Raw genomic sequence first — 12519 nt, forward strand, 5'->3', positions numbered from 1 at the left:
TATGTATGGTCTCAAACAATTATAGCAATTCCAGAAAATAATGCAAAAAATCCAGCACTGCAGAACGTGAATTACTGCGTCACGGATTTTCGTCGTACCCCGGTACGCCTTCAAATCCGTTCCTTGTAATTCGCGCCCTGCAGCACTGCCTTTTTTGCGTTATTTTCTGGTCTTGCTATAAGCAGATTTCTTCGTGAAAAACAGTGCGGCACAGACGGCGGCGATGCCTCCGGCGAGCTTTGCAACGAGAAGCGGCACGACAAAATCAGGATCGGTGCCGAACGTAAATCCCATATGTGCGGCGATGGTCGATGCGGCGGAGACGAGGAAAGCTGTGTTTACAATCTTTCCGCGCTCGTCCATTTTTTCCATCATTGTAATCGCCGGAACAGGGCTGACAATGCCCATCAGAAGGCCGGCGGCACTGCTGTCGTTCATGCCGGTTTTTCTTCCAATAAAAGAGAGCGGCTTTTTGAGCACCCGCTGTAAAAGCTCCGCCGTCGGAAGGCTGCCGAGCAGTACAATGCCGATGGACGAGACGACCGCCATCGCGTCCTCCAGCGGCGCAAGGTCCGGGAGCAGCGAAAAGCCGGTCATATAGCAGAACGCGCCCGCGATGAGGCCGATCGTCGTCAGAAGCCGGATCACATCTGCAAATACCGTGAACGCGCGCACGGTCTGCTCCGGAAAACGCCAGATGCCGAACATCAGCAGAAAGCAGAAGAGGAGCACCGGGAGCGACTGAAGTACGATCTGCAGAAAAGAGAGCCCTGAGAGCAGTCCGCCGACGATCATCGTGACGGGAAGCGTGCCCGTGCCGATCAGCATGCCGCGGGAGAAAAAGAGGCGGTCGCCGCTTTTCAGCATTCCCATGCCGACCGGAATCGTAAAGGTGATGGTACAGCCAAGCGTCGCCGCAATCACAAGTCCTGCGTAGCGCACCATCTCCTGCGATGCCGAAAGCTCCCCGGCGAGCTGGTAGCCGCCCATGTCAATGGCGAGAATGCCGGCGAGAAGTCCCGCATCCAGCCCAAAAAAGTTCCAGATGGGAACGAGGGCGAAACGGAGAAAGCGGGAGAGCAGCGGGGTGAGGCAGATGATGCCCGACATGGAAAGTGCCGTCGGTCCAAGCAGCGTAAAGCCCTCCTCAAACCGTTTTCCAAGTCCGAAGCGATTGCCAGCGATCCGGTCGACGCCGCCGAGTACCGCGCCGACTGCCATGATCCACATAATAATCTGATTCATAAAAAGAGAACCTTTCTAAATAAGTATTTTGTCTTTATATCTGTTCTTCAAATGCAATTTCATTTTTCAGCAGAAACTGGCGGACTTCCTCATCGAAGACGCGGTCGAGCGACTTGTCCATCGTAAAGATTTTGAGGGAAGTTCCGGTGGTAAGTAAGAGTTTTCCGTCCTTATACTGAAAATTCAGAAAGCATCCAAACACGTTCTCTATTTCCAGCGGCAGCGCATGGTCCGCGATCATTTTTTCGCACGCCGCCTGCGGAAGCTGAAACACAAATTTGAACTGCAGGGGTGTCCGTTTTCCTTTGATGACGGAATAGCAGAACGATTTCACATCTTTCCAGAGAAGCCGCGTCCGCCCTTTTTCTTTTAAGAGCTGCGCGTCATCGGGATCGAAAAAGTCCGTGTGAAGACTGCCGTCGATGGAGAACGTCGTAAACGTTGTGATCGACGCCTCGGAGACTGGAAAGCGGTCAAATGTCTCGAGACGGAGCAGGGTGTTCATAAAATTCTTTAACTGTGTAATCTGCAGGATAATCATCCGTAGTTAAAACCAGCCTTTCTTTTTAAAATACCAAATTTCAACAGCAACAATGAGAATACAGACGCCGATCAGGATGAAGTACGCATACGGGGCAGAAAGCTCAGGCATATGCGTAAAATTCATGCCGTACCAGCCGGCGATCAGGGAAAGCGGGAAAAAGATCGTCGAGACGACCGTCAGAATCCGCATCGTATCGTTCTGACGCAGGTCGATCTGCGCCTGCTGCATCTCGCGGATCTGCAGGGCGTACTCCCGCAGCATCTGGGTGTGGTCGTACAAACGGTCCACGCGGTTTCCAAGGCGCGAAAACTGACGGGCGCATTCCGGGGGAAGAAAGTGATTTTCGTCCTCGGAGAGTATTTCGCACATGTCGAGAAGCTGCTGGTAATAGGCATGGAACACGAGCAGCTCCCGACGGATTGTGATCAGGGTCCGCTGCAGCTCTTTTGGCAGAGTGTCGAGAAGAGACTCCTCGATTGTCGCGAGGCGCTTCTCAAAATTCTGCAGATAGAGCATATCCTCCTGGATCAGCGATTCCAGAAACGAGAAAAACAGGTGGAAGACATCGGAAGTATCGAGCGGTTCTTCCGGGAAGAGGAGGCTCTGCAAAGCCGGAAGTGTCTGTTCGTCGGCTGCCAGAATAAGCTGCCCCCGGTCGAGATAAAACGCAAGCGAGAATGCAAGGTGAAGCGGATGCGTCTTGTCCGGGACGGCAAGCGATCCGACCAGGCAGTCAGGCAGCAGCTCTGCGCGGCAGTATTCGATGCGCTCCGGCTGCAGACTGCGCCGGAAAAGAGAAAATCCGGGCAGCGCCGCGCAGGCTTTGGAAGCTTCCGAAAACGAAAGCAGGGAAAGCCGGACCGAATCCGAAAAAGTCCATTCCATACGTACCACCTCCTGAAAATAAGCAATGGAAAAATATCCATAAACAAAAAAGCCGTATGACCGTAGTATACCGCAAAAAGGGGAGTGCGACAAGAAAAGGAAAAAACTTTTAACGGAAAAACTTTTATTGGGAAAAAACTTTTTGCAATGGAGCACTAAGTATGTTATGATAAAATGTAGTTATCAAAACTACATGACAAAATATCAAAAAATTCACTGTGTCGAATTCGTCCCTAGTTCAGGAAGGTTTGAAAAAGAGCGGTGATTGGAAATACGAAACGTCCGCAGTGAGAAAAAGCGGAATCAAGTTTGGAGGGACAAAATATATGAGTTTTCACATTGTTGCAGACAGCTGCTGTGAACTGACAGCAGATATGAAAAAAAGAGGAAATATTGAAATTGCACCGCTGACCCTGGAAGTCGGTGGTGAATCCATTCTGGATGACGAAACATTTGATCAGAAGTCATTCCTAAGAAAAGTGGCGGAGTGCCCGGAATGCCCAAAATCCGCATGCCCGTCTCCGGAGTATTTCCGCACGGCATTTCTGAACGGGGCAAAGCACTGCTATGCGGTAACGCTTTCCGCACAGCTCAGCGGATCCTATAACAGTGCAGTGCTTGGAGCCAACCTGGCACAGGAAGAAGATGAGGACCTGAAAATTCATGTGTTTAATTCCAGAAGTGCATCCATCGGTGAGACACTGATTGTGAAAAAAATCGTGGAGTGTGAAGAAGCCGGTATGAGCTTTGAACGTGTAGTTGAGACAGTAGAACTCTACATCAGCACACAGCATACCTATTTTGTGCTGGAAAATCTCGAAACGTTGCGGAAAAACGGCCGCCTTTCCAAAACAAAAGCACTTGTTGCATCCGCGCTTAAGATCAAACCGGTTATGGGAGCCACACCGGAGGGCGATATCGTTCAGCTCGACCAGGCGCGCGGCATCAACAAAGCGCTGATGAAGATGGTTGATGCCGTTGTGAATGACGCACAGCATGTAGAGACAAAGACCCTCGCCGTTTCCCACTGCAACTGCCCGGAGCGCGCCGAGATGGTAAAAGAAGCCCTTCTGGAGCGCCTTGCGGTACAGGATGTCTTCGTACTCGATACCCAGGGCGTCAGCAGTATGTATGCAAATGACGGCGGAATTATCATTGCATTATAACTTTTCTCTTCCCTTTTTGTTGAAAATGTAGTATAATTTTCAACATGTTTGAAAGTGCCGCCGAGCACTTTTTAGAAATCAAAGGAGAAGTAGAACCATGAGTCAGGAAAAAGTTGACCGCTATAAAAAGGAAAAAGCGAACCGTGAGAAAATCATGAGACGTGAAAGATGGATCACGAGACTGGAAGTTACCGCTTTCGTCGTTGTTCTGGCTACCCTGATCGGCTGGTTCTCCGTTGCTGTTTACCAGAACTCGGTAGCAGAGAAAAAGGCGAACCGCACGAAAGAAACCACAACGATGAACGTGACGGATATTCAGAATTATCTGAGCGAGACCAACACATCCAGCGACAGCAGTGCAGATGACACCAGCGACAGCTCTGATGCTTCCGATACATCTTCGGACAGCACAGCAGATACGGCAAGTGACAGCACAGCAGATTCCATCAGCGAAAGTACAGCGGAATAAGCAGAATTGTTAAAGAAAGTAAAAGCGCTTACCACAGACGGGAAAATCCCGGGGTGATAAGCGCTTTTGTTATAGAGATTTAGAAAAAACTATGAGAAACACGCTCCGCGAGTTTCTCAAGTTATCGCGGCAGTCGCCAAGGTCTCGTGCAGGCATGGACTTTGGCTCGTTGCCCGCGTAAATTAAAAAACCGGAGGACATACATCCCCCGGCCTTTCGCTTATGGTTAATTAGCATTTAACAACGTTGGAAGCCTGCATTCCGCGAGCACCCTCGGTAAGATCGTAAGTAACCGCCTGACCTTCGTCAAGAGTTTTGAATCCTTCACCCTGGATAGCGGAGAAATGTACGAATACATCGTTTCCGTCTTCGCCTGTGATGAAGCCATAGCCCTTCTCTGCGTTAAACCATTTCACTGTTCCCTTGTTCATTGTGAGTTACCTCCATAAAATTAAAAAATAAGCATGATGTGGGAATGCATATGTTCCCCCATAAGCGAGTGAACTTTTGGTAAAAAAATTCACTAGCTATTACAGATTATATTGAAGGTGAATGCTAATATAATCTCTAATAGCTAGTGACCACGTATTACATCTCAACATCTTCTCGATTGAGACTATTATAATCTTGCAAATCAAAAAAGTCAAGAAAAAACTCTTTATTTCAGGAAAGATTTCGTGTATTATAAAAAGGAATAAATGGTCGGACGACGGCCAGAAGAAAAGAAAGGATCAGAGAACGTAAGATGAGTATCTTAATCAAAAATGGACAGGTCATCGATCCGGCCACCCAAAAAGACGAAATCAGTGATGTTCTGATCGAAAACGGCGTTATTACACGGGTTGAAAAAGGAATCCGCGTAAAAGATGCGCAGGTAATAGATGCAAAAGGCTGCTATGTAATGCCTGGCATCATCGATATGCATGTACATCTCCGCGACCCGGGGCAGACATATAAAGAAGATATTGAAAGCGGTTCGAAAGCAGCAGCAAAAGGAGGCGTGACAACGCTGGTAGCGATGCCGAATACAAAACCGGTCATCGACAGCCCGGACCGCGTCAACTATGTAACGATCAAAGCAGACCGTTTTTCTCCGATTAATGTACTGCAGGCAGGCGCCATCACAGTAGGACAGAAGGGTGAAGAGCTCGCCGATATCGAGGGCATGGTAAAAGCCGGCATCCCGGCGATCAGCGAGGACGGAAAATCCGTTATGAACGCGCTGCTCTACAAAGAGGCCATGGAGATTGCCGCAGAGAAAAACATTCCGGTGCTGGCTCACTGCGAGGACAAGAACCTCGTAAACGGCGGCTGCATGAATGAGGATGCAAACTCGAGAGAGTGGCATCTGCCGGGCATCACAAACTCCGTAGAGAACACGATTGTTGCAAGAGATATCGTACTTGCCGTAGAGACAGGTGCACACCTGCATCTGTGCCACTGCTCGACCAAAGAGAGCGTGGATATGGTGCGTGAGGCGAGAAAGGCCGGCGTTTCGATTTCCGCCGAGGTCTGCCCGCATCACTTTACCCTCTGCAGCGACGACATTGTAAAGGGCGACACCAACTACAAGATGAATCCGCCGCTCCGTACGAAAGAGGATCTCGAGGCACTGCGCCAGGGTCTGAAAGACGATGTCTTCGATGTCATCAGCACCGATCATGCACCGCATGCGCTGACCGAGAAACAGGAGTCCTTCAAGAAAGCTCCGTTCGGCATCGTCGGACTGGAGACGAGCGTGGCTCTTACCATCACCGAACTTGTGGATACCGAGATCATCACCCCGATGCAGATGGCGGAGAAGATGAGCTACAATCCGGCAAAAATCCTGCACCTGGACAAGAAAGGTTCTCTTGCACCTGGCATGGACGCCGATGTGGTTGTCATCGATCCGGAAGCAGAGTATGTGATCGATCCGAAGGAGTTTGTTTCCAAGGGCAAAAACACTCCGTTCGGCGGCAAGAAAGTCAAAGGAAAAGTTATGGCTACCGTATGCGGCGGCAAGATTGTATACGAAGCTGAGTAATTTCTATAAGAAAAGAAAGAAGAGGGAGAGTAAGCAGATGATTAACAAACTGATTGCAAACATTAAAAAAACAAATGCACCGATCGTCGTAGGTCTGGACCCGATGCTGAACTATGTGCCGGAGCACGTACAGAAAAAGGCATTTGCCGAGTACGGAGAGACACTCGAAGGAGCTGCAGAGGCCGTTTGGCAGTTCAATAAAGCGATTGTCGACGCAACATACGATCTGATTCCGGCTGTAAAACCGCAGGTTGCCATGTATGAGCAGTTCGGCGTTCCGGGAATGGCAGCGTATGAGAAGACCGTTTCCTACTGCCAGGAAAAAGGTCTCATTGTCATCGGCGATATCAAACGAGGCGATATCGGTTCTACTTCTGAGGCGTATGCAGTCGGCCACCTCGGCCACGTGCAGGTGGGAAGCAAATCCTATGCCGGATTCCATGAGGATTTTGCAACTGTCAATCCGTATCTTGGATCTGACGGCGTAAAACCGTTCATCAAGGTCTGCAAAGAGGAGAAAAAAGGTATCTTTGTTCTGGTAAAAACCTCGAACCCGTCCAGCGGCGAGTTCCAGGACCGCATCATCGACGGACGTCCGCTGTATGAGTGGGTCGGCGAGCAGGTTGCCGCGTGGGGCGAGGAGCACATGGGCGATGATTACAGCTATGTGGGAGCTGTTGTCGGCGCTACGTACCCGGAGATGGGCAAGGTGCTGCGTAAGGTAATGCCGAAATCCTATATCCTGGTACCGGGCTACGGTGCACAGGGCGGAAAAGGAAAAGACCTCGTTCACTTCTTCAATGAGGACGGACTGGGTGCAATCGTAAACTCTTCGAGAGGTATTATCGCTGCTTACAAACAGGAAAAATATGCCGAGTTTGGCACTGAGAACTTTGCGGATGCTTCGAGAGCAGCTGTAAAGGATATGGTTGAGGATATCAGCGGGGCGCTTGCTGCTGCAAAATAAGAATACAGGGTGAAAAGCTCAGAAGGTCTGCCGGGTAGATGTTATGTCCGCCGGAGGATATTTTGGGCTTTTCGCCGATTCAAGAAAATAAAAGGAGTGTTCAGCTTATGAAAATCAAGGAATGCTGTACTGTGGAAAGTCAGGAGTGCATTGCAAAAGGAATTTACAGCATGTGGATTTCCACGAAAGTGATTGCGAAAGAGGCGAAGGCCGGCCAGTTTATTTCTCTGTTTTCGAAAGACGGCAGCCGTCTTCTGCCGCGTCCGATTTCTCTTTGTGAGATCGACCGGGAGGGAGGAAGACTTCGGATTGTCTACCGTGTGGCAGGTGCAGGAACGGAGGAGTTTTCACATCTGAAAGCGGGGGATGAGGTTGATATTTTAGGGCCGCTTGGAAATGGATTCCCGATCGAGGAAGGTAAGGGAAAACGTGTGATGCTGATGGGCGGCGGTATCGGTGTTCCGCCGATGCTGCAGACGGCGAAGGATCTTGGAACGGACACGATCATCTGCTGTGGTTACCGCGATGAGTTGTTCTTAAATGAGGAGTTTGCTGCGGCAGGCGATCTTCATATTGCAACGGAGGACGGAAGTGCCGGTGTGAAGGGCAATGTGATGGATGCGGTGCGCGAGGATCATCTGGAAGCAGATGTAATTTTTGCCTGCGGTCCGGCTCCGATGCTGCGTGCGATTAAGGCGTACGGTCTGGAAAAGGGAATTCCATGCTGGATTTCGATGGAAGAGAAGATGGCGTGCGGCGTTGGCGCATGTCTTGCGTGTGTCTGCCAGTCGACTGAGGTGGATGGTCATTCACATGTGCACAACAAGCGGATCTGCAAGGACGGACCGGTCTTTTTAAGTACGGAAATTGAGCTGTAAGTGACGCGAGGAGGAGAAAAAGCGATGAAGACAAGTGTGAATCTGGCGGGTGTGGAACTGAAGAATCCGGTTATGACGGCATCTGGTACGTTTGGCTCCGGCGCGGAGTACAGTGAGTTTGTGGATTTGAAGGAGCTTGGCGCGGTTGTGACAAAGGGTGTTGCGAATGTGCCGTGGCCGGGGAATCCGACGCCGCGTATTGCGGAGGTTTACGGCGGAATGCTGAATGCGATCGGACTGCAGAATCCTGGTATTGATGTGTTCTGTGAGAGGGATATTCCGTTTTTGAAACAGTTTGACACGAAGATTGTGGTGAATGTGTGTGGACGGACGACGGAGGATTACTGTGAGGTTGTGGAGCGATTGACTTCGGAGCCGGTGGATCTGCTGGAGATTAATATTTCGTGCCCGAATGTGAAGGAGGGCGGTATTGCGTTTGGACAGGATCCGAAGGCGGTGGAGGCGATCACCAGAGAAGTTAAAAAATATGCGAAGCAGCCGATTATTATGAAATTGAGCCCGAATGTGACGGATATTACGGAGATGGCGCGGGCTGCGGAAGCCGGCGGGGCGGATGTGCTGTCGCTGATCAATACGCTTACTGGGATGAAGATTGATATTGAACGGCAGAAGTTTGCGATTGCGAATAAGACTGGCGGTATGTCGGGGCCGGCGGTGAAGCCGATTGCGGTGCGGATGGTGTATCAGGTGGCGCAGGCAGTGAAAGTGCCGATTATTGGTATGGGCGGTATTGCGTCGGCGGAGGATGCGCTGGAGTTTATTCTGGCGGGGGCTACGGCGGTTTCGATTGGGACGGCGAATTTCTTTAATCCGTATGCGACTGTTGAAACGGTTCGCGGTATCGAAGAGTATATGAGAAGGCATAAGGTTGACGATATTAATTCGCTGATCGGGGCGGTGAGATAAGACGGACGGCCTCGAGCGGCTTCGCATCTGCGGTGCGGCGGGCGAGAAAAAGAGGGCGGAACTGTGGCTCAGAATAGGCACGGGGAAACGGGAACCATCCCATTTTCCTGCACCTGTTCCGGGCTCACAGTTTCTGCCCTCTTTTTCTATGCCCGCCACACCGCAGGCGCAAATTCCAGTGAGGTCTGGTTGTGTGGAGCTGAAACGAAGTAGGTCTGGATCCGCCGGGGGCGGATCGGCGTGAGAGTGTTGTGATGGGTGCATAGTATATAGAAAATGGAAGGTGGTATGTGAAATGAAGTATGGGATCATTAAAGTGAAGCGGGCGTTTTTGTATGAGGAGAATGGGGTTGATGTGGTGGATGAGGTGTTTTTTGGATGGAGCGTGATGTGGGAAGATGAGGGGGAGTGGATTGAGGTTTGGACGCATTATGGGTATCGAGGGTGGATGGAGAGGAATTTGATTGAGGAGAAAAGCAGGGAGTGGATGGAGGAGAGGGAAAAGGCAGGGAATACGTATGTGGTGACACGCGGGTTTGCGGATGTGATGAGAGGAGCGCGGGTGCAGGCGCGGATGTTGGAGACGCTGGGACGGGGGTGTTTTGTGGAGAAAATGGAGGAGACGGAGAATGGGTATTGCAGGGTGAAGCTGGCGAATGGGATCAGTGGGTTTGTGCCGGAGGTGGCATTAAGAAAAAGACTGGATTCGGATCGGTTTTTGTGGGGAAAATCGGAAGAGAGGTTTTTTGTGGAGCAGGGGATTCCGGAGGGGTGGTCGGAAGAGAAGTTTCGGAGGAAGGTTGTGGAGTGTGCGAAGGGGTATCTTGGATGCCAGTACCGGTGGGGCGGGAAGGCGGCGGATGGGATTGACTGTTCGGGTGTGGTGTTTATGGTGTATTTGATGAATGGGGTTTTGATTTGGCGGGATGCGGATATCAGGGAAGGGTATCCGATGAAGGCGATCTGGAGAGAAGGGGAGGAGATGTGTCTGGTGGAGGAACGGGCGAAGGCCGGGGATCTGCTGTTCTGGAGAGGGCATGTGGGGATGTATCTGGGGGACGGCAGGTATCTGCACTGTACGGGGCATGAGAGGGTGTTTGGGTGCAGGGTGAATAGTCTGCGGAGAGGGGATGAGGATTTTAGGGAGGATCTGGCGGAGGCGCTGAAAGGGGTTGGGAGTGTTTTTTCGTGAAATATCTGGAAGCGGAAAGCGATCATATGATACAGTCCGGCGATTTTCCGACGAGTCTTATTATGGCGGACTGCAATTATCTGAAGCGGACGAACGACACGCTGGGCCACGAGTACGGTGATCTGCTGCTGCAGCGGACGGCACGGAAGTAAATAAGACATATATAATTGACATCAGGAAATATCATTTTTGTATTGGTAATCCCTGAAAAAGTTTGTTATAATAATAACAAAGTCGAAAACAAAAGACAAAAGGCGGCTTAAACAGAGAGTGGAAAAACAGAAAAATCTGCTGATCTGATCTGCCGGAGCCGCCTGATCAGAAGCAAAACAAGAAAGGGGTTCTGAACAATGGCAAGATTTACATTACCAAGAGATTTATACCACGGAAAGGGTGCTTTAGAGGCACTGAAAACATTTGAGGGAAAACGCGCAATGGTCTGTGTAGGCGGCGGTTCCATGAAACGCTTCGGTTTCCTGGATCGTGCAGTGGATTACCTGAAAGAGGCTGGCATGGAAGTACAGCTTTTCGAAGGAATTGAGTCTGACCCGTCTGTAGAGACGGTTATGCGCGGTGCAAAAGCGATGGAAGAGTTCCAGCCGGACTGGATCGTAGCAATGGGCGGCGGATCTCCAATCGACGCAGCAAAGGCAATGTGGATCAAATACGAGTATCCGGACATCACCTTCGAGGAGATGTGCAAAGTATTCGGAATGCCGAAACTTCGTAAGAAAGCTCACTTCTGTGCAATTTCTTCGACATCAGGAACGGCAACGGAGGTAACCGCATTCGCAGTTATCACCGACTATGAAAAAGGTATCAAATACCCGCTGGCAGACTTCGAGATCACACCGGATGTCGCAATTGTTGACCCGGATCTGGCAGAGACCATGCCGCAGAAGTTAGTTGCTCACACCGGTATGGACGCTATGACGCATGCGATCGAGGCATACGTTTCCACTGCAAACTGTGACTTTACCGATCCGCTGGCTCTGTATGCGATCCGTATGATCCAGGCAGATCTTGTAGATTCCTACAACGGAGATATGGCAAAACGTGACAGCATGCACAACGCACAGTGTCTCGCTGGTATGGCATTCTCCAACGCACTGCTTGGTATCGTTCACTCCATGGCACACAAAACAGGCGCAGCATTCGCTGATTACGGCGCTCACCTGATCCATGGAGCAGCAAATGCCATGTATCTGCCGAAAGTTATCGCTTTCAATGCAAAAGATGAGACCGCAGCAAAACGTTACGCAGTCATCGCTGACGAGATGAAACTGGGCGGCGAGACAACCGAAGAGAAAATCAAACTTCTCATCGCTTATCTGCGCGGCATGAACGACAAACTGAACATTCCGCAGTGCATCAAGAACTACGGAAAAGACAGCTATCCGACCGAGCAGGGATTCGTTCCGGAAGACGTATTCCTGGAGAGACTGCACGACATCGCCGTAAATGCCATCGCCGATGCCTGCACCGGATCCAACCCGAGACAGCCATCTGTTGAGGAGATGGAAAAACTGCTGAAATGCTGCTACTATGATACAGAAGTAGATTTCTAAAAAGAAAACATATCAAAATCTCTCCGTTCTCTGGGCGGAGGGATTTTTTGCGTTAGAGAATAAAATTTATCCTCTTCCAGCAAGAAGACTCCGACCTCTAAGGTGAGAGATGAATTGCGTCCGTTATCTTCTTGATATTGGGTTCTAATCATGGTATAATAGAATCAGTCGAATAGAAGAAAGGGGGTCGAAATACAATGGATTTGGATAATAATGCACATTCAGTGTTTTTACTGCACTATCATCTTGTTCTTGTGGTTAAGTACCGCAGACAGGTTTTTGATGACGCAATTTCCGGCAGGGCAAAAGAGATCTTTGCGTATATTGCTCCAAATTACAATATCACCCTTGAAGAATGGAATCACGATAAAGACCATGTGCATATACTTTTCAAGGCCCACCCCAATACGGAAATAAGCAAGTTCATAAACGCATATAAAAGTGCAAGCAGCAGACTTTTGAAAAAAGAATTCCCGCAGATAAAGAAAAAGCTGTGGAAAGAACATTTCTGGAGTCAGAGTTTTTGCCTGCTTACAACGGGCGGTGCCCCGATTGAAGTAATCCAAAAATACATCGAAAGTCAGGGACAAACGGATCGAAAAAGGAAGTGACCAACATGGCAAACAAAGCATATAAATTCAGAATATACCCC

Annotated in this window: 14 protein-coding genes; 10 read left to right on the top strand and 4 right to left on the bottom strand. The window is 49.9% G+C overall.

Going from position 1 to position 12519, the window contains the following annotated elements; all coding sequences use genetic code 11:
• Window positions 1–159 precede the first annotated feature (159 nt).
• The 3 genes from I2G42_RS14465 to I2G42_RS14475 are packed head-to-tail and all read right to left on the bottom strand — an operon-like array spanning window position 160 to window position 2674.
• The gene (locus I2G42_RS14465) at window positions 160–1245 is read right to left on the bottom strand and encodes an ethanolamine utilization protein EutH (protein WP_173828475.1); all 1086 of its coding nucleotides are present in this window, start codon (window positions 1243–1245) and stop codon (window positions 160–162) included.
• 34 nt (window positions 1246–1279) lie between these two features.
• The gene (locus I2G42_RS14470; RefSeq protein ID WP_055221274.1) at window positions 1280–1786 is read right to left on the bottom strand and encodes a DUF5721 family protein; all 507 of its coding nucleotides are present in this window, start codon (window positions 1784–1786) and stop codon (window positions 1280–1282) included.
• Between the two features lie 6 nt (window positions 1787–1792).
• Complete coding sequence (locus I2G42_RS14475; RefSeq protein ID WP_022461993.1) at window positions 1793–2674, bottom strand: magnesium transporter CorA family protein; 882 nt, start codon at window positions 2672–2674, stop codon at window positions 1793–1795.
• A gap of 326 nt (window positions 2675–3000) precedes the next feature.
• Between I2G42_RS14475 and I2G42_RS14480 the strand changes: the two genes are divergently transcribed.
• A complete protein-coding gene (locus tag I2G42_RS14480) occupies window positions 3001–3840 on the top strand; it encodes a DegV family protein (protein WP_173828476.1) in 840 nt (279 codons plus the stop codon).
• A gap of 97 nt (window positions 3841–3937) precedes the next feature.
• Window positions 3938–4309 carry a hypothetical protein gene (locus tag I2G42_RS14485; RefSeq protein WP_022461995.1) on the top strand — a complete coding sequence of 124 codons (372 nt, stop codon included), beginning with the start codon at window positions 3938–3940 and terminating at the stop codon, window positions 4307–4309.
• A 230-nt stretch (window positions 4310–4539) separates the two neighbouring features.
• On the opposite strand, the gene I2G42_RS14490 is transcribed toward I2G42_RS14485, so the two are convergent.
• Entirely contained in the window at window positions 4540–4740 is a 201-nt protein-coding gene (locus I2G42_RS14490; protein WP_022461996.1) for a cold-shock protein, read from the bottom strand.
• A gap of 314 nt (window positions 4741–5054) precedes the next feature.
• Between I2G42_RS14490 and I2G42_RS14495 the strand changes: the two genes are divergently transcribed.
• The 8 genes from I2G42_RS14495 to tnpA all read left to right on the top strand — a co-directional run bounded on the left by I2G42_RS14495 (window position 5055) and on the right by tnpA (window position 12478).
• Entirely contained in the window at window positions 5055–6335 is a 1281-nt protein-coding gene (locus I2G42_RS14495; protein WP_195531196.1) for a dihydroorotase, read from the top strand.
• A gap of 37 nt (window positions 6336–6372) precedes the next feature.
• Entirely contained in the window at window positions 6373–7302 is a 930-nt protein-coding gene (pyrF, locus tag I2G42_RS14500; protein ID WP_173828477.1) for an orotidine-5'-phosphate decarboxylase, read from the top strand.
• A 107-nt stretch (window positions 7303–7409) separates the two neighbouring features.
• Complete coding sequence (locus I2G42_RS14505) at window positions 7410–8180, top strand: dihydroorotate dehydrogenase electron transfer subunit (RefSeq protein WP_022461999.1); 771 nt, start codon at window positions 7410–7412, stop codon at window positions 8178–8180.
• Window positions 8181–8204: 24 nt separating this feature from the next.
• Window positions 8205–9107 (top strand): dihydroorotate dehydrogenase, encoded by a 903-nt coding sequence (locus I2G42_RS14510; RefSeq protein ID WP_022462000.1) that lies wholly within the window; start codon window positions 8205–8207, stop codon window positions 9105–9107.
• A gap of 295 nt (window positions 9108–9402) precedes the next feature.
• Window positions 9403–10299 carry a C40 family peptidase gene (locus tag I2G42_RS14515; RefSeq protein WP_055221268.1) on the top strand — a complete coding sequence of 299 codons (897 nt, stop codon included), beginning with the start codon at window positions 9403–9405 and terminating at the stop codon, window positions 10297–10299.
• Entirely contained in the window at window positions 10296–10451 is a 156-nt protein-coding gene (locus I2G42_RS14520; protein WP_022462003.1) for a diguanylate cyclase domain-containing protein, read from the top strand. The genes I2G42_RS14515 and I2G42_RS14520 overlap by 4 nt, the downstream gene beginning before the upstream one ends.
• Before the next feature lie 198 nt (window positions 10452–10649).
• Window positions 10650–11867 (top strand): iron-containing alcohol dehydrogenase, encoded by a 1218-nt coding sequence (locus I2G42_RS14525; RefSeq protein ID WP_055221266.1) that lies wholly within the window; start codon window positions 10650–10652, stop codon window positions 11865–11867.
• Window positions 11868–12064: 197 nt separating this feature from the next.
• Complete coding sequence (gene tnpA, locus I2G42_RS14530) at window positions 12065–12478, top strand: IS200/IS605 family transposase (RefSeq protein ID WP_022462005.1); 414 nt, start codon at window positions 12065–12067, stop codon at window positions 12476–12478.
• Window positions 12479–12519: the final 41 nt, after the last annotated feature.

The organism is Fusicatenibacter saccharivorans, from assembly GCF_015557635.1.
Classification (GTDB): domain Bacteria; phylum Bacillota; class Clostridia; order Lachnospirales; family Lachnospiraceae; genus Fusicatenibacter; species Fusicatenibacter saccharivorans.